At 60.2% G+C, this 16232-nt stretch carries 18 protein-coding genes and 1 pseudogene; 5 read left to right on the forward strand and 14 right to left on the reverse strand.

The features are described from left to right. Nucleotides 1-592: 592 nt before the first annotated feature. The 7 genes from BM214_RS11770 to BM214_RS11800 all read right to left on the reverse strand — a co-directional run bounded on the left by BM214_RS11770 (nucleotide 593) and on the right by BM214_RS11800 (nucleotide 9910). Entirely contained in the window at nucleotides 593-1516 is a 924-nt protein-coding gene (locus BM214_RS11770) for a hypothetical protein (RefSeq protein ID WP_090487500.1), read from the reverse strand. Nucleotides 1517-1586: 70 nt separating this feature from the next. Then, complete coding sequence (locus tag BM214_RS11775) at nucleotides 1587-4664, reverse strand: type I restriction endonuclease subunit R (protein ID WP_090487503.1); 3078 nt, start codon at nucleotides 4662-4664, stop codon at nucleotides 1587-1589. A gap of 607 nt (nucleotides 4665-5271) precedes the next feature. Beyond that, entirely contained in the window at nucleotides 5272-5973 is a 702-nt protein-coding gene (locus BM214_RS11780; RefSeq protein ID WP_090487506.1) for a DUF3800 domain-containing protein, read from the reverse strand. Then, on the reverse strand, nucleotides 5970-6599 hold the full coding sequence (locus tag BM214_RS11785) for an abortive infection family protein (RefSeq protein WP_177217672.1): 630 nt from the start codon (nucleotides 6597-6599) through the stop codon (nucleotides 5970-5972). The genes BM214_RS11780 and BM214_RS11785 overlap by 4 nt, the downstream gene beginning before the upstream one ends. A gap of 82 nt (nucleotides 6600-6681) precedes the next feature. Further along, entirely contained in the window at nucleotides 6682-8016 is a 1335-nt protein-coding gene (locus BM214_RS11790; RefSeq protein WP_177217673.1) for a restriction endonuclease subunit S, read from the reverse strand. A 4-nt stretch (nucleotides 8017-8020) separates the two neighbouring features. Then, nucleotides 8021-9655: a type I restriction-modification system subunit M gene (locus tag BM214_RS11795; RefSeq protein WP_090487516.1), complete on the reverse strand. Its 1635-nt coding sequence runs from the start codon at nucleotides 9653-9655 to the stop codon at nucleotides 8021-8023. Between the two features lie 57 nt (nucleotides 9656-9712). Further along, nucleotides 9713-9910, reverse strand: coding sequence for a type II toxin-antitoxin system antitoxin (locus BM214_RS11800; RefSeq protein WP_090487519.1), 198 nt, complete (start codon nucleotides 9908-9910; stop codon nucleotides 9713-9715). Between the two features lie 76 nt (nucleotides 9911-9986). On the opposite strand from BM214_RS11800, the gene BM214_RS11805 reads away from it, so the two are divergent. Genes BM214_RS11805 through BM214_RS11810 form a run of 3 tightly spaced genes read left to right on the forward strand, consistent with a single transcriptional unit; the run spans nucleotide 9987 to nucleotide 11508 of the window. After that, nucleotides 9987-10880 carry a hypothetical protein gene (locus BM214_RS11805; protein ID WP_218149066.1) on the forward strand — a complete coding sequence of 298 codons (894 nt, stop codon included), beginning with the start codon at nucleotides 9987-9989 and terminating at the stop codon, nucleotides 10878-10880. After that, nucleotides 10856-11206: a hypothetical protein gene (locus tag BM214_RS12600; RefSeq protein ID WP_218149067.1), complete on the forward strand. Its 351-nt coding sequence runs from the start codon at nucleotides 10856-10858 to the stop codon at nucleotides 11204-11206. The genes BM214_RS11805 and BM214_RS12600 overlap by 25 nt, the downstream gene beginning before the upstream one ends. Further along, nucleotides 11203-11508: a hypothetical protein gene (locus BM214_RS11810; RefSeq protein ID WP_090487522.1), complete on the forward strand. Its 306-nt coding sequence runs from the start codon at nucleotides 11203-11205 to the stop codon at nucleotides 11506-11508. Before BM214_RS12600 ends, BM214_RS11810 begins: the two co-directional genes overlap by 4 nt. Nucleotides 11509-11523: 15 nt before the next feature. Here BM214_RS11810 and tnpC read toward each other — a convergent pair whose 3' ends face one another. From tnpC to BM214_RS11820, 3 genes are read right to left on the reverse strand one after another with little or no spacing between them, the layout of a single operon-like run. Then, entirely contained in the window at nucleotides 11524-12738 is a 1215-nt protein-coding gene (tnpC, locus tag BM214_RS11815) for an IS66 family transposase (RefSeq protein ID WP_177217674.1), read from the reverse strand. Further along, on the reverse strand, nucleotides 12675-13031 hold the full coding sequence (gene tnpA, locus BM214_RS13095; RefSeq protein WP_425319163.1) for an IS66 family insertion sequence element accessory protein TnpA: 357 nt from the start codon (nucleotides 13029-13031) through the stop codon (nucleotides 12675-12677). Before tnpA ends, tnpC begins: the two co-directional genes overlap by 64 nt. Nucleotides 13032-13064: 33 nt before the next feature. Next, nucleotides 13065-13349, reverse strand: coding sequence for a transposase (locus BM214_RS11820; protein WP_090487528.1), 285 nt, complete (start codon nucleotides 13347-13349; stop codon nucleotides 13065-13067). A 105-nt stretch (nucleotides 13350-13454) separates the two neighbouring features. On the opposite strand from BM214_RS11820, the gene BM214_RS11825 reads away from it, so the two are divergent. Further along, nucleotides 13455-13664, forward strand: coding sequence for a hypothetical protein (locus BM214_RS11825; protein ID WP_218149068.1), 210 nt, complete (start codon nucleotides 13455-13457; stop codon nucleotides 13662-13664). Between the two features lie 52 nt (nucleotides 13665-13716). Continuing rightward, nucleotides 13717-14400 (forward strand): annotated as a pseudogene (locus tag BM214_RS11830) (DDE-type integrase/transposase/recombinase); the annotation flags it as partial. Nucleotides 14401-14488: 88 nt separating this feature from the next. Here the strand turns inward: BM214_RS11830 and BM214_RS11835 are convergent. From BM214_RS11835 to BM214_RS11850, 4 genes are all read right to left on the reverse strand, one after another. Beyond that, nucleotides 14489-14719, reverse strand: coding sequence for a DUF2442 domain-containing protein (locus BM214_RS11835; RefSeq protein ID WP_244888000.1), 231 nt, complete (start codon nucleotides 14717-14719; stop codon nucleotides 14489-14491). 16 nt (nucleotides 14720-14735) lie between these two features. Continuing rightward, nucleotides 14736-14957 (reverse strand): DUF4160 domain-containing protein, encoded by a 222-nt coding sequence (locus BM214_RS11840; protein ID WP_090487535.1) that lies wholly within the window; start codon nucleotides 14955-14957, stop codon nucleotides 14736-14738. 251 nt (nucleotides 14958-15208) lie between these two features. Continuing rightward, complete coding sequence (locus BM214_RS11845; RefSeq protein ID WP_090487537.1) at nucleotides 15209-15556, reverse strand: carboxymuconolactone decarboxylase family protein; 348 nt, start codon at nucleotides 15554-15556, stop codon at nucleotides 15209-15211. A gap of 75 nt (nucleotides 15557-15631) precedes the next feature. Next, a complete protein-coding gene (locus BM214_RS11850; protein WP_090487539.1) occupies nucleotides 15632-16186 on the reverse strand; it encodes a hypothetical protein in 555 nt (184 codons plus the stop codon). Nucleotides 16187-16232: the final 46 nt, after the last annotated feature.

The raw sequence follows: 16232 nt of genomic DNA on the forward strand, positions 1-16232 counted from the left end.
TCAGGATATCGTGGCATCTTGGGCGCTCCTCTCTCGCCCCCTGGGTGTTTTAAATACTCTATCAAACCAGACGACACTTATCCTGACAGGGGGGGGGCGACAGCCGAGCCTGCTAGTGGCTCCGCGCAAGCGGCAACGAAGGGAACTCAGGCCGGCCGAAGCCGCCGAGCCGGTTGCGCAGCAGCCGGCGGTGCCCGATTCCACCACGGCGTAGCCCGCTGCGGAGCCGCAAGCCCTTGGCCCCGTTTTCCGGGGCGAAGGGCGCCGTGGCGGAGCGCGGGCGGTAACGAAGGGGCCAGAGCTCGAACGAAGCCACGGAGCCAGTCTGCCGGAGCTTGCGGAGGCAGTCTGGCGGCCCCGACATTGGCACGGCGCAGCCCGGCGCGGCGCTTGCCGGCGAAGCATGCAAGCGGCGTGACGGGCGGTCCGGAGCCATCACATCGAACTTGAAAATCACCGGCCCCGACAACAGAATAATCAGCAAATGGATCGGGAGTTCCCGATCGGCGCTGGGGTGCGGTGGAAATCGCGCCCCTTCTGCTTCTTATGGGGGAAGAGTGTTGACCCGCTTCACTGTCGCCAACTCAGCCGCTTATTCGTCGCGCCTTCGCTCCAATGTCAATACCTCGGTGCCAATTCGTTTATACCTATAGATGGCCCGTGCCTTATCGCAGAAGCGCCGATCAGAACTGAGCAGCGCATTGCAGTACGCCGCAAAGCCGGCATGGCTGGCATCACTCATGATGGCCGGCATCCTCTCCACACGCGCGAGTTTCTCATCCGGCCGTAACCCGATCATATTCAGCACGGCGTAGCATCCGACAATTCCCAGATAGAGTGGCCACTCTTCGTAATCACCCTTCTCGGGCGGATCAAAGCCAAAAAACTGGTCTGCGGTAACACCGGGCATTGTCTTGCCAATGATGTCCCACACATCCTCCAGCGGATTGTCATTGCCACTAAGATTTCCGGCCCGCCCGCTGTGCGTTCCCAACGCCGCGCGCTGCGTCTCAAGGTGCGGACGCTCGGCCAGGTGTTCGAACACAATGGTTTCCATCTGTCTCCGCGCCGTCGTTACCAGTTCCCGCTGCTCCGCATCCAAAAGGCCCGCCGATTCCAGAAGAGTGGACACCTCACGCTCGAACGACTCCGGGAGATAAGCAAGAGCTTCGGCATTATCCGCACCGAAGAATCTCGACAGAACGCTCGAAAAATAATCCCCGCTGAATTCGACCTCCGCATTTGCATCCAGCCATACCTGATACAAGGACTGAGGATCCACATCCCCTGACAGGTATCCTTCATTTGTAATACGGAAGGCATCATCCACCTTCAGCTCAAGCTTTTGTGCACGCAGCCTACCCAATACATCCAGGAAGCGCGTGTCGCCCGCCCGCTGAATCTCATTGAAGTGCTCATTCGAGTAAACCCAAACGTTGGAGGAGTCAGCCTTGAATGCAAGGCTTCCCTTGCTGATATCGTCCACGACATTGTGGTCGATATAAACGTGATTCATCCGCTTACCCAGGCAACGGTTTCACATGCTCCAGACCAGCAACAGCGTAAAGGCTGGCCAACGCCCATACTCACCACTCAACAACCCCTTCCGCCATCAGCTCGGCTTGCTTGATGACCAATTGCGTGGCGGCTTCCTGCGCGTCCGGCGGATATCCATATTTCGCCAAAAGACGGCGCACAGTCCGCCTCATATCTGCCCGAACCGCATCACGCTGGGTCCAGTCGAGAGAGGCTTTCGCCTTGATGCGCTCCGAGAGTTCACGTGCAATCAGCCGAAGCGTGTCGTCCTGGATCACTTCCCGCGCAGACTCGTTGTCCGCCAGTGCATCGTAGAAAGCGAGTTCTTCATCCGTCAGTCCGGACGCCTCACCGCGCTTGGCAGCTTCACGAATTTCACGCGCCAGCCCAATCAGTTCCTCAATCACCTGCGCTGTCGTGATTGCCCGGTTCGTGTACCGTGTGAGCACGGTCTCCAGCGATTCACGGAAGCTTCTGGACTCGACGATATTGACCCGCTCACGACTTCGAATCTGATCGTTCAACAACTTGCGCAGCGTCTCAAGGGCTAGGTTCTTGTGCGGTAGCGCGGCCAGCCGGTCAAGGAAGTCGTCGGACAGGATGCCGATATTTTGCTCCGCCAGGCCCGCCGCCTGGAATAGATCAATCACCCCGTCGGAGGCAATGGCACCTGAAATCACCTGGCGCACAGCGGCCCGTGAATCCACGGGCGGCGGCCCCTTGTCATCACCAAGTCGTTTGCGGATGGCAGCCCGAACCGCCTGAAAATACGCAAGATGGTCACGTATCGCCTCCGTCTCCTGGCGCGGCACTGACAGGGCGAAAGCCTTCGACAACCCCGTCACCATGGTCATGAAACGACGTTTACCGTCGTCTTGCTGGAACACATAGTCCGCACCCGCCGTGACAGCACCCAACTGGTCGGCCTCATTCCCACTGAAAAAGCCGCTGTAGTTAAAGCCGTTGAAGAAATCCCGCAGGGCCTCGAATTGCCGCTCCATCAGCGGCACGGCCTCGTTCTGAATATCCTCAACCGGGCTACCGGCCCCACCCGCCTGGGTGTAGGTCTGTACCGCATCCCGCAACTGGTCTGCAATGCCGAGAAAATCGACAACCACACCACCCGGCTTCTCCCCGAAAACGCGGTTAACCCGGGCAATGGCCTGCATCAGGTTGTGGCCCGCCAGTGGCTTATCCAGGTACATCGTATGCATCGGCGGGCAATCAAAGCCCGTTAGCCACATGTCACAAACGATCACCAGCCGCAGATCATCCTCCGGGTCCTTGAAGCGACGTGCCAGCGCTTCGCGCCTTGCTTTGGTGCGCGAGTGGAAAGTGACCCGCTCACCCTCGGCTGCGGAACCGGTCATGACAACCTTTACGAACCCTGCATCGTCGTCCTCCGCATGCCAATCCGGCCGCAAGGCGACGATCTCATCGTACAGATTCATACAGATTTCACGGCTCATGCACACGGCCATGGCCTTGCCTTCAATAACTTCACGCCGCTTCTCGAAGTGCTCGACAATTTCACGCGCCACGAGCCTGAGCCGTTCCCGCGCCCCGGCCAGCGCTTCAAGCTCCACGCGGATGTAATCGTCCACTTTCTGGCCGGACTTGTCCGCCTCGGCAGCCAGCCGAACCTTCATTTCTTCCTCGGCTTCGCGCACACCCTGTTCATCGGGAACGAGCTTCACCAGACGCATTTCGTAGTAGATGGGCACGGTGGCGTTGTCTTCGATGGCCTGCCGGATGTCATAAACATCGGCGTAATCCCCGAATACCGCCGGAGTGCTCCGGTCGTCGCGTTCCAGCGGCGTGCCGGTGAACCCGACAAAGGTGGCATTGGGAATCGCGTCACGCATCCAGCGAGCCCCACCCTCCAAAAAGCCATACTGGCTCCGATGTGCTTCGTCGGCCAGAACCACGATGTTCGAACGTTCGCTCACCGGGCCGTCGCGTTCCTCGAATTTCTGAATGGTCGTGAACACGACCCCGCCGGATGCCCGGTTCAACCGGGCGGCCAGGTCATCCCGGCTGTCGGCCTGCTCGGGCTGCTGCCGCAATAGCGCCCGACCGGCCGCAAAGGTGCCAAAAAGCTGCCCATCCAGATCGTTGCGGTCCGTGACGACAACCACCGTCGGGTTGGCGAGCTGGTCGTCACCAATCAACGCCCCGGAGAGCATCAACATGGTCAGGCTTTTCCCTGAACCCTGCGTGTGCCAGATAACGCCGCCACGGCCGTCGCCTTCCCCGGCCGGCGGTCGCAAGGCCGCTTTCACGGACGCCCGCGCCTTCTGCATGGCTCGGAACTGGTGATAGCCGGCGATCTTCTTGACGATCTCTCCGGTCCGGTCGTCTTCTTCGAAAATCACACAGTGGCGCAGGTAATCCAGCAACCGTTGCGGCGCAAAAAGGCCCGTTGCCAAGGCTTCCAGAGTCGGCTCCCCCGGATGCGCCGCATCCTCGATCGAGCGCCACGGCGCAAAGCGGTCCGCCCCCGCCGTCAATGAACCGACACGGGTGGCATCCCCGTCACTGATCACCATCAGCTCGTTGTAGTGGAACAACGCAGGGACATGTTCCTTGTAGTCCTGAAGCTGGCGGTAAGCCTTCCATAGATCGGCCTGTACATCGGCAGGGTCCTTCAGTTCGATGACCGCAATGGGCAAACCGTTAAGAAACACCACCAGATCGGCCCGGCGGGTGCTGTTGCCCGCCTTGACCGTAAACTGATGGACGACCATCAGGTCATTCGCGCCAGGGCTGGAGAAGTCCGCGAGCCAAGCCTTGTCACCGCGCGTTTCGCCGTCCGGTGTCCGATACTCCACGTCGATGCCGTCCGTAAGCAAACGATGAAACCAGCGGTTATTCTGAAAAAGCGTGGGCTCCGGGGGCCGGGCGACAATACGCACCGCCTGCTCCACAGCATCTTCCGGCAGGTGGCGGTTGATCCGGCGCAGCGCCGCGCGGAGCCTGGGTTCCAGGATCACATGCTCGTGACTCTCCCGCAGGGGCGAATCCGCCCCCGGCGAGATGTCCGCACCCTTGCGGACATCGAATCCCAGCGCCTCGAACCAACCGAGGGCGGCCTGCTCAACCTGTTGTTCTGACAGTACTTTTCCCATCACTTATCCTGTAAACGAGCCGACCAGCAAGCGGACGCTAGTGTCGTCGTGGGTTGACAAATCGCCATCCAGGCCCTATCTTTCGGGTGTTCTTTGCCAGCGGCAGCAGAACCTACAAAGGCCCCCGCTGAGCCAGCCTGGCAAATCAGCGGTTTTTTTATGTCCATTTCGGCCCCCTACGAATCATATCCACGGTAGACAGCCGCCCGGGGGCGGCGGGGGTATCCGCTACATACGACGTCACGAAATCAGCGCGTCCACGTCCTTTCAGCGCAATCACGACCACATAGTTCCCCATCACTACGGCCACCCTCCGCCTGCCATCGTATCGCTTGCGCTTTTTATCCCACCCCTGGTAGCACTCGCTCGTGGGGTCCTGTAATGCAGCCCTGATCCAATCCAACCGCCTGGCTCGGGGCCACGAAAACTGGTCCTTGGAGCCATCCCGCCTCGATGACTCGAAGCAACAGTGGTCAAAATCCCGCTTCCGGAACCGGACCTGAATACCATCAAATGCCTCAATAGGTCCGCAACAGTACACGGCCTCGAAATGAGCGCGGTAGGCTGCCTCGTCCTCCAGATCAAGCAGCGGCGGATAAGCCACAAGTCACCACCCCCCCGCCAGATCAATGCGAAAAACATTGAACTTGCGCTCTCCCTTGAACGTGGGAGAAATTTGTCCTCCGTAAAGCCCCTCATAATGCCGCAGAACCTGGGCTTTCGCGCTGCCGTCGCGTAGCTGATTATTGAGGCGATACGCCGCCATCCCAGTGAGCACATCCGCCAACTGGATCAACACCGACTCTTCCGAACGCACCGCCTGCACATCATGAACAACCGATGAAAGGTTGGAGTAATCCAAGCATCGCCTAAGCACATGCAAGCGGTCTCGCCGCCGGTTGCTCTTGAAATCCACAAAAATCGTGTACTCGTTAAAATCCAGTATCCAATGGTGAAGAAGCTGATAATAGAATTTGTAGAATCCCAACTCCTGGTCATCTTCGTGGTATAGCTTCAGGTCAACCTGACCATGATCCACTGCAATGCAACGAAACCGGAGCCGATCGCCCTTCCCTTGAAACCATTCAACAAGCTGCTGATAAAATTCCACCCGGGAGGGCGATACTTTTTGCCATTTGAATTCACCACCGATTCGGTAGCGATCACGCAATTGATGGACCTCCGCCTTGAAAGCTTCTCGTTCCTCAGTGGGGACCCATAGACTGCCTATCACCATGAATTGCCCACCGGGACGCCGTGAGCCCAGCAGATCAGGCCGGCTTTCGTCGCAGTACACGTCGAACCTCATGGCTCCGGTTCCCCGTTTTCTGCCCCAGCGCCATTCGTAGCTTCCTGCTCCTGCCTGAAAAGCACCAATGCGGCGCGGTACGCCTGAAAATCAGTGCGGTAAAGCGCCTCGCTAGCGATCAAAGGAACATCCAGCACCTCGAAGGGGCCGTAATCGCTATCGATATACTCGTCAAAATCCGAATGATCCCCGTAGCGAAAACGTGATAACGGATCATGATGCGCTGATCGCAGATGCGTCTTGAACAGCAGGCCCACGACAACATCGGTGGCCCGAGCAAGAATCTCTGCATAGTGGCTCTCTAACAGCGGTGCATAGGCATCCGTACCATGAGCTGCTGAGCCATGCGCATTCCGGATTTCCATCACACCACCGACAATCTGATCCAACCCTTGGACAACAGATTGCACACCATTACGCAGTGACGAATCGAGCTGTCCGTCATCTACAACACCAAGATTGAGATACTTCTTGGTTTCAGAAACCAGCTTGGGAGCCTTCCAAGCGGAATCTACTGATACCCCTCGATCGGTCAGGATCGTTTTGCATGTCGTCTCAATGATCGTCCGGCAAAACGAAACCACCACCCCCGGACGGTCAGGCATGGCCTCTTCCAGTGCCTCCACCTGCTCCCGAATCCTCAGGGATTCCGGATGGGAATCCAGCAACTCCCGGCAGGCTGATAACTGGAAGACTGTGCTATCAGACTCAGGCGCCATTAGCTCCCCCTAGCACATCCGGCACTCTGATCGACCCCGACATGAGTTTTAGGAGCAAAGCGTCTCGAATCGCCGCAAGAGTTCTCATTTCACTATGATTCGCGGAACTCATTGCGAAAAGAGGGCCAACCACATCAGCAAAAGCTTCAGCGAGTTTTTTTCCGGGTGCGACAACCTTAAAGCCCGCTATTGCGGAAGCAGGCACCCTCTGCCTCCCGCTAGTACCAGTCATATTTTTTATCGCAAAGTCCCGAAACGGCAATGAGCGAGCAAGGCAATACGCGTATGCGTCCGGCAGAGGCGGCCTAGGTCTCAAGACAATATATTCCGTCGAGCCCCACCCCACCGAACCATCTGGTAAAAAGTCAACAAATGCCGTTTTGCCATTTTCTAGACATGGTGTGATACGGGCCACAAGTGTGTCACCATTAACGAACCGCATACCTGACCCGTACTCTCTTATTTCCCAGCTTCCAGGCGCATGACCGCGCGTCGGCATTTCGGACATCGGGAGGTAAGGCGCAGGATCTCCTTTTTTTAGCGCTCTTTTAGGATTAACCTCTACCAGCTCATCCAAATTGACTAGCTCATACCCTTCTGGAATATGCCCCCATTCAGTCTCGACTAACCGATCCGGAAGCTGGTCGAAAAGCTCCTGCGGCATTCCATGGAACTCCTTCCTACCCGCAACTTTCGCTTTAACAGGTTCAAAATCAATAAACCATGCCTTGAAAATTGCGCGCGCCATGGCCTCCAAAGTTTTATTCATTTTTCTGCTTGTATCGATCTTGTCATCGAGCGTGCCGAGCACCTCAGAAATAGCGCGCTGCTCAGGAAGGTCAGGATACGCAGACTCTATGTTTTGAAGGTCCCGTTTTGTAACGTGACCCAACCCTGTCGTCTGCTTATTACGCGCTATACCGACGAAATGTGGCTTTAAATATCTAAGGGTGAAGAAAAGGAATGTTGGGTCAATACCATCAGCAGGCGTCACTCGGAATACGTGTTGATTTAGCCAACCTTCAGGTCCTTTCCACCAGAACGCGTCGATTGACGTTTCAGGCTGTCCCGACCAAGAAAATAGCAAATCGCCTTCCTTTACACGAACTGATTCATCAAAGGACTGTTCAGTAAACTTTGTCTGCCCCGAAATCCCACCCTTGATCTCCGCAATTTTAATGATAGGCCTGCCAGCCGTACTAAACTGAATATCACGGAACGCGAGCCCATTTACCCACCTTGCCATTGAATATAGCGAGCAACGTTTCCAGTGGTCAGGGAACTTTGGATGATAAAGCCATCCTTTATCTTTTGGCTGAGACAAGTTATCACTCCCCATAACCCAACCTATCGAGATTTGCCTTAATCCTGGCTTCCAGTGCGTCAGACTCCGCAAAGTGTTCGTGTAAATCTGCGGACAATCGCCTCATTTTATCTTCGAAAGGCTCGCCGTCGTCCTCAACTTCTCTTGGTGCGACGTATCGGCCCGGCGTCAGCACATGCCCGTGGCCCCTTATGTCATCTAGCGTCGCCGCCCTGCAGAAACCAGGAATATCTTGGTAATCTCCAGCGCCATGCTCACCTCGCCATGCATGGTAGGCCTCAACAATACGCCCGATATCTGTGTCGGCAGAGGTGGGAAAACCGTTGACCCCAGACAACACGCGCAACGTGCGATTTTCCAGCGTCCCCATATGGCGAGCATCGATAAACAACGTCTCACCGCGCCGGTCGCGTCCACCGCCCTTGATGTTCCTGCCCGTCTTGTCCCGACTGATAAACCACAAGCACACGGGAATGCCGGTGGTCAGGAAAAGCTGCGGCGGCATGGCGACAATGCAGTCCACCAGATCCGCTTCGATGATGTTCTTGCGGATCTCGCCCTCACCGGAGGTGTTGGAAGACAGCGATCCGTTGGCCATGACGAAGCCGGCAATGCCGCCGCCGCGGCCATTGGGCGGGGCCAGGTGGTGGATGAAGTGCTGAATCCAGGCGTAGTTGGCATTACCCACCGGTGGCGGGCCGAATTTCCAGCGCACATCGTCGCGCAGTAACTGGCCGGACCAGTCGGACATGTTGAATGGCGGATTGGCCAGTATGTAGTCGGCTTTGAGGTCCGGATGCAGATCGCGCGTGAAGCTGTCTGACGGTTGCTCACCCAGGTTGGCCTCGATCCCCCGAATAGCCAGGTTCATGTGCGCCAGCCGCCAGGTGGTGGGGTTGGACTCCTGGCCGAAGATGGAGATGTCCCGCTTGGAACCGCCGTGCGCTTCGACGAATTGCTCGGACTGCACGAACATGCCGCCGGAGCCACAGCAGGGGTCGAAAACGCGGCCCTCGTAGGGCTCGATCATCTCGACCAGCAGCCGCACCACGGACCGGGGTGTAAAGAACTCGCCGCCGAGCTTGCCTTCGGCCGCAGCAAACTTGCCCAGGAAGTATTCGTAGACGCGACCGAGCACATCCTTGGCGCGGGCCTGGTCGGTGCCAATGGCGATGGAGCCGATCAAATCGATCAGCCCGCCCAACCGTTCCGGCGCAATGCCGCGCCGGGCGTAATCACGCGGCAGCTTACCCTTGAGCTTGGGATTGTCGCGCTCAATGGCGTACATGGCGTCGTCAATGAGCTTGCCTATGTTGGGGTCCTTGCCCCGCGCCTGGATCTTGTCCCAGCGGGCCTCCGGCGGCACCCAGAAGACGTTCTCGGCCGTGTACTCGTCGCGCTGCTCCAGCAGATTCTCGGCTTGTTTACCTTCGATCCCATCGGCCTTGAGTTCTTCGGCCAGCTTCTCCCTGCGGGCCGTAAAGGCGTCCGAGATGTATTTCAGGAAGATCAGGCCGAGAACGACATGTTTGTACTCGGCGGCATCAATGGAACCCCGGAGCTTGTCGGCCGCCTGCCATAGCGTGTCGGTATCGACATCGCGCGCGGAGTCTTCTGCGTTGTGATTATTGGAGGCCATACCTTGTTTTCCTGTTGAAAGTATTGGGGTTGCGCACAGCAGATTCGGGCCACCACGCTAACGGGACTGCTTGTTCCCTGCCCGGGCTACCGGCGTCTCCGGGATTTCGACGCCTTCCCGCCCGCAATAGTCCCGGATCATCACCTCGATCATATTGGCGATGCTGCGCCGTTCTCTCTCCGCCATCGCCTTCAGCCCGGCCTTGACAGCAGGTTCGATGCGCACGGTGATGGTCTCGGTCTTGGCTGCCTTCATTCCCGGGCTCCTGGGTGGTGCTTGCGGATGTACTGCGGATATACTACACGAGGCGGTGGCGACAAGGAACACGATTATGGCCCGACACTACTCAACCCGAAGCTTCTTCCGGCAGGTCCCGAATGCCCTGCTGGCGCGGTATTTCACGCAACGGGGCCTGTTCAGCGATCTGGACTTTTCGGCCCTGAAGGAGACCAAGCCGGACGCGTTGTTCGCGGCCTGGGTGGCGCTGTCCGAGGACCAGCGCAAGCCCATGGATGCGGAGTTCCAGGACATCTTTGAGCTGAGCTGCGAGACGGGCTTCCGGGCCATCATCGATGAGGCGAGCTGGCAGATGCAGGCGGAGCCCGATGCCCTGGCGGAGTTCATCGAAACCCTATCGACGCTGCCCAACCATTACCACCGCGCCATGATCACCTACCCGGACCATCCCGAGTGCTGGAAGGGTGCCACCCGCTTCTACCACGCCGACACGCTGCCGTACTGGCGCAAGCGCAAGAACATGGGGCACCGGCCGGCAGCGGTGGACGACGACAGCATCCGGCAACTGGCGGCGCAGATTCGCAGCTACTTCCACCGCACAGAGGGCCGGGGCAACAACTGCATCGTAGAGCCCTTCCGCCGGGGTGAGCTGGACTACTTCTTCGCCTACCCGGAGGACTATTCCCAGCAGAGCATCGAGTGGGTGGACGGCGAGTTCGACCGCCGGCCGCACAACCCGGCATTCGAGGTGATCTTCGTCTACTCGCAGAAGGAAGGCACGCTGGACCTGAACTTTCGCGGCCCCCGCAAGGCCGTGGAGCCGCTCCAGGGCATGTTCGCCACCACCATTCTGAAGATGGACGAACTGCCGCCCATCCGAAGGATGAGTGGGTCTACAACCTGGACCTGCTCGGCAAGCGGGCATTCGATTTCACCTATGACGTGGGCAGCGGCATCAAGGATGTGGTCGTTCGCAAACTGCGGCTGACCTCACGGGCCAAGAAGGGTGAGCGCATCACCCTGGAGGCGGACACCTCCCGCAACCCCAATGCCGTCTATGACCTGCTGGACCGGCTCGGCAAGTCCCTGCCGATGCACCTGTACAACGTGACCCAGGTGGAGATCGCGGCGTCCGTCGTCACCGACCCGGACAAGCCGCCCAGGACGGTGCCCATCCGCCTCACCTATCCCAACTCCTGCTCCCTCAAGTACGACGAAGTGGGCATCAATCTGCGCGAAATGCTGGAAGCCTCCGGCATCGAGCCCAAGGAGCCGGCGGAAGCTGAACAGGCCGAGGAAGCCTCTGAGGCATGACGCCGCAGGCCGTGCTTACCGAGCTGCTCGACCGGATCGCCGCGTCAAACGGCGCGCCAGTACTGATCGGTGCCGATGAGCTGGCGGACTGGCCGGCCGACGCGGTTGCGGCCTTGCAGTCGCAAGGAGTGATTACAAGGGCGCGGCCCGCGGTCAGTGCGGTCTGCCCCGGCTGCGAGCGCGAATGCGCCATGCCGGTGTACACCCCACCTGGCACGGGACAGGCTACGGGTGCCTTCATCGTCTGCAACAAGCGCAGCGACTCCACGATCCGCTGGTTCAGGGCCACGAGCTCGTCATAGGTGAGCTGGTCGATATCAACGGACATGGCGATCGACATCACTGGTCAGTGGGTCGTGGGCGAAGCGCGCCTTCCACACCCGGGGCGTGAGCGCGATGATCTCCCGGGCCGGATGCCGGCTGATGCGCTGGAGGACATCGACCAGGTAGGTATACGGGTTGACGCCATGGAGCCGACAGGTGGTCAACAGGCTCTGCAACGTGCCTACGTGCTGGGCGCCGAGTTCCGTCCAGCAGAAGTTCCAGTTCTTGCGCCCCATGGGGATGACGCGCAGGGCGCGTTCCAGGTGGTTGGTGTCGATGGGCACGGCGGCGTCTCCGAGGAACACGCGCAGCGGCCCCTCGCGATCATGCGCATAGGCGAGCGCCTTCGCCAGCGGGTTACTGGGCAACAGATCCTCGCGCTGGCGTTGCGCCCACACCCAGGCGAAGAAGGCATCGACGCACGGCCGGGCGTGTTCGGCCCGGTAGGCCAGGGCCTTGTCCGGCTCGAGCCGACGGTCCCGGATGTGCTCAAGTGCGGTGGCCACGGCCGCGGGCTCGGTCTTCTCCGCGGCCAGGAACTTGCGCCGGGTATGCGCCCAGCACTGGGCGTGGCTGAGGCCTTCGGTGGCTTGCGCGAAGCGTGCATAGGCGCTGTAGCCATCCGAGAGCAAGATCCCGGCAAAGCCCTGGATCTGCTCGTGGACATGGCGGCTGCCGCGGTGCGCGGCATAGGTGAAGCTCACCTCGTCGGCCTCGCCGTAGATCGGCCAGTACCAGCCCTGGGCCATTTTGCCCTTGGCCTTGTCGCGCCCGGCCTTGATCGGCGTCTCGTCCATGGCCAGCACGCGGCTCTCGAGGATGTGGGCGTGCTGGGCCTGGGCGATCGGGGTGAGCAGCGCCGCGGTGCGCTGGGTGAGATGGGTCAGGGTCGCCCGGCTGACCTGGATGCCGGCATCCGCGAGACGCTGGTGCTGGCGGTACAGCGGGAGGTGGTAGCAGAACTTGTCCACCACCAACCCGGCGAGGAGGCTGACATCGGCGAGCGAGCCTTCCAGTACGTTCGCCGGCGCCGGCGTTGTCGCCACCGTGGCCTCGGCCCTCGCGCGCAGCACCGGCCGGCGGTAGGCGAGCACCACGTAGCTGCCCGGGCGCTGGGCGAGCCGGTAGGTGATCTTATGATCGATCACCTCCCAGGCATCGGCATTCGGGCCGCTGAGCTCCGGGGCGGGGACCTCGATCGTCTCCACGGGCACGGTCTCGCCGAAGCGCAGCCCCGCGTCGGTGAGCGCATCGCCGCCTCGACCTCCCAGTCGCCGGGCCGGTCACCGGCCAATGTGCCAAGATCGATGACGGCGGGGTCCTCGCCGGCAGGCTCGGCGGCAGCGCGCCCGCGTCGACGGTGGTACTGGAACGTGCTCAGTGCCAGTCCCTCGCGACGGCAGAACGCCGCCTGGCTCAGGCCACTCGCCTCATACGCGGAGAAAATCTCCTGCCACTGATCCTCGGTACGCCGGACTCGACCACCTTGGTTGCTGTTCATCGCTGCCTCCCGTGTCAAGGTATGCACGGGAGGCTAGGCGGAGATCCGACGTTCAGGAAGAACGGCCGCGTTTGAACGCTTACTTTCACGGTACAGGGTGTCGATCTCCTCCTGGGTCTTCTGGGCAGCTTTGCCGCCACTCTTGCCCTCGAAGATCCCCGTCGCCTTGTCCAGCAATTCACGCCGCCACTGACTCACCATGGTCGGATGGATCTCGAAGCGGGCTGCCAGCTCCGAGGTGGTCTGCTCCCCTTTGTGGGCCTCAAGGGCCACCTTGGCCTTGAAGTCGGCACTGTATTGCTTGCGTTTCCTGCTCATGATCAGATTCTCCTGTCGGAATGATCAGAGCTTAACCCCTGGTCCAAATTTTGGGGTCCACCTCAGCTGAAGTTCCTTGAGACCGTGCATGCCCACCGGGCGATGATGCGCTTCGACGTCGGCGCCCGGGTAAGCTTCGCTTCCCGCCGCGACGGCCGGCTCACCGGAACGCTGGTGAAGTTCAACCGCAAGACGGTCACAGTGATCACCGAGGACAACCGGCAATGGCGCGTCCCGCCGGAGATCCTCTCACCGATCCAGAACGTGGAGACCGAGACCACCGTCGTGCGGCATGATGACAACCGCTGCAAGTAGCAGCGCCTCGACTCCTCCCTACCTATCCGGTCAAGACAGTCGGGAATGAACGCTTACCCGCTGCCTGCGCCGGCACGGGGTTGGCAACCTTCAGGCGCTCAAGCGTGAACAGGCCGCAGAGCCTGTGGAGCCGGGGCACAAGCCGTTTCGGGATTACGTCCCAGGCTTTGTCCATGTGGATGTGAAGTACCTGCCGCAGATGGCCGACCAGCCCACGCGCGGCTACCTGTTCGTGGCCATCGACCACGCGTCGCGCTGGGTCTATCTCGAGGTGCGACGCTCGAAGACCGCCGAGGCAGCGAGGGGCATGCTGAAGAAACTGCTCCAGCAGGCGCCCTTTTATATTACCCACCTGGTTACCGACAACGGCAAGGAGTTCACGGATCGCTTCACGACGACCGTCGAACGGAAGCCCACCGGGCGCCATCCATTCGACCGGCTGTGTGCAGAGCATGGTATCGAGCACCGCCTGATCCGTCCCAAGAGGCCTCAGACCAACGGGATGGTGGAGCGCTTCAACGGGCGCATCGCCGACCTGCTGCGCACCCGACGCTTTGACTCCGGACAGCATCTGGACGACACGCTCAGGGACTACCAGCGCCTGTATAACCATCACATCGGCCAAAAGGCGCTGGGGCATTGCACCCCTGATGAAACGCTCAAGGCATGGCAACAGAACCGCCCCGATTTATTCCGAAAACGTGTATACAATCAGGCAAGACCTGACACTTATTGATTATTTTCAGTGCCTCGGTGAGTTGCATTAGGGCTCTTTGCTTTCAACTGGCATTGACCCTTACCTCTCGGGCGAATCCTGGAGTTCATCAACCCTCGGCTGCCTGCGGGGCTCGTGCGCCTATCAGAAGCCCTTCTGTGCTGAGGTCTTCATCGATATCCGGCCAGTGAATGCCATAGCCACCACCGGCCAGCTCCCAGTTTTCTCGTTGCGCTTGGGTGGCATTGGCGAGCCGTGGGTACCAGGCCAATGGCACAGCGATGGCCCTGCCGTCCATCAGCTCAACCGTCAAGCGCTCCGCATCAATGCTGAGGGTCATTACACGAAGATCCGTGTCAGATATTAAAGAACGCATTCCAGGCCTCCTGCAGTGTCTGCTGGTGTTCGCCGACCATCCGGCGAATGTTGCCAAGCTCTTTGGCTGAAAACCCGATATTGCGCGCGATTGAGGTATCGTGCAGCCATACCTTGGCGGTCGCGCTGCCGTAATCCACATGAACGTGGGGCGGTTCATTGAGCTCATGGCTGATTTTCGTTACCGGGACATTGCAGAGCAAAGGTTACACTTTAAAGGTAACTTATCGCAGGCGAATCCGTTTGTTGGCCTGGATGGCGTCTTCCAGCACGCGCTTAAAGGTGGAGAAAGGCATCGACCTCCTGCTGGCTCTCCAGGGAGATCCCTTCAAGGATGCGGCTCAGCACCTGACGGACGCTGACATGGACCACCGGCTTGGGCTTGTGCGCGGCCACCGGTGCGGGTTCGCGGACTTCCCAATCCCGGGGGCGGATCCCCGCCCCCGGATCCGTCTTAGGCGTCCTGGCTGAAGGTGTCGAAGGCCTCCAGGGCCTGGGCGCCGTAGACGTAGGAGGGGCCGCCGCCCATGTAGATGGCCAGGCCGATGGTCTCCAGGAGCTCGTCCCGGGTGGCGCCGTACTTCACCGCGGCCTTGGCATGGAAGGCAATACACCCTTCGCAGCGGATGGCGATGCCGATGGCCAGGGCCATCAGTTCCTTCTGCTTGCAGGAGAGGGCGCCGTCCACGGAGACGGCCCGGTCCAGGCCGGCGAATTGTTTGGCCACGTCCGGAACGCCCTTGCCCACCTGCTGCATGAGGCCGGCCAGGTCGTTGGCGGTCTGTTTCCAGTCTTTATACATGAAAGGCTCCTGTGCACGGGGTCTGCCCGTGCGTGGGTTGAGTGAATCGGTGTCGGGTGCTGGGTCGGACCCGGGTCAGGCCTCCGCCATCCCGCCCTGCCCTTGCGCGGCGGAGAGGCGCCCCAGGTCCCCGCCGGTGGACTCGACGCAAATGCGAGCCGGGACCACCCGCCGCTCCAGCAACTGGCGGGCCGGGCAGGCGTAGTAGGCGGAGAGGAGATCCAGGTTGGCGTAGAGGTATTCCTCCGGTTGCCGCGGGTAGGGCCGGGTGGTGACGCTGCCCACATGGGCCAGGTTGATGGCGCCGCCGTGGAGCAGGCCGCTGTGCCAGTGCAGGTCGTCCTGCTCCGGGGTTTGCACCGATTCCAGCACCAGCATGTGGGGATAGGCCCGTTTCGGGGGATGGGGGTGCGCCCGGGGCTTGGGGAAGGGGATCACGTCCAGCAGCCGGTAGGGCTGCCCTTCCTTACGGAAGGCCCCGTTGAAGGAGACGATGGAGAGATAGACCTCCCGGCCGATGCAGCGGCGCAGGTCCTCCACCAATTGGTGATAGCGCGGCGAGGGCCACACCTGGCCCTGGCTGGAGGATGCGTCCGCCTGCGGCTGCGGCGTGGGCGTCGGGATGGACATGGGGTCCTCCTGAAGAACCATTTCCCCGGTATTCTACTGGGGGAAG

The sequence above is a fragment of the Ectothiorhodospira mobilis genome (assembly GCF_900114895.1).
Lineage (GTDB): Bacteria > Pseudomonadota > Gammaproteobacteria > Ectothiorhodospirales > Ectothiorhodospiraceae > Ectothiorhodospira > Ectothiorhodospira mobilis_A.

What these genes read in the sequence shown, in the direction of transcription:
- BM214_RS11780 (WP_090487506.1), bottom strand. Translation starts at nt 5,973, where the DNA reads ATGAGGTTCGACGTGTACTGCGACGAAAGCCGGCCTGATCTGCTGGGC.
- BM214_RS11795 (WP_090487516.1), bottom strand. Translation starts at nt 9,655, where the DNA reads ATGGCCTCCAATAATCACAACGCAGAAGACTCCGCGCGCGATGTCGAT.
- tnpA (WP_425319163.1), bottom strand. Translation starts at nt 13,031, where the DNA reads ATGAACAGCAACCAAGGTGGTCGAGTCCGGCGTACCGAGGATCAGTGG.
- BM214_RS11805 (WP_218149066.1), top strand. Translation starts at nt 9,987, where the DNA reads ATGGCCCGACACTACTCAACCCGAAGCTTCTTCCGGCAGGTCCCGAAT.
- BM214_RS11825 (WP_218149068.1), top strand. Translation starts at nt 13,455, where the DNA reads ATGCGCTTCGACGTCGGCGCCCGGGTAAGCTTCGCTTCCCGCCGCGAC.
- BM214_RS11835 (WP_244888000.1), bottom strand. Translation starts at nt 14,719, where the DNA reads ATGACCCTCAGCATTGATGCGGAGCGCTTGACGGTTGAGCTGATGGAC.
- BM214_RS11775 (WP_090487503.1), bottom strand. Translation starts at nt 4,664, where the DNA reads ATGGGAAAAGTACTGTCAGAACAACAGGTTGAGCAGGCCGCCCTCGGT.
- BM214_RS11770 (WP_090487500.1), bottom strand. Translation starts at nt 1,516, where the DNA reads ATGAATCACGTTTATATCGACCACAATGTCGTGGACGATATCAGCAAG.
- BM214_RS11800 (WP_090487519.1), bottom strand. Translation starts at nt 9,910, where the DNA reads ATGAAGGCAGCCAAGACCGAGACCATCACCGTGCGCATCGAACCTGCT.
- BM214_RS11850 (WP_090487539.1), bottom strand. Translation starts at nt 16,186, where the DNA reads ATGTCCATCCCGACGCCCACGCCGCAGCCGCAGGCGGACGCATCCTCC.
- BM214_RS11820 (WP_090487528.1), bottom strand. Translation starts at nt 13,349, where the DNA reads ATGAGCAGGAAACGCAAGCAATACAGTGCCGACTTCAAGGCCAAGGTG.
- BM214_RS11810 (WP_090487522.1), top strand. Translation starts at nt 11,203, where the DNA reads ATGACGCCGCAGGCCGTGCTTACCGAGCTGCTCGACCGGATCGCCGCG.
- BM214_RS11845 (WP_090487537.1), bottom strand. Translation starts at nt 15,556, where the DNA reads ATGTATAAAGACTGGAAACAGACCGCCAACGACCTGGCCGGCCTCATG.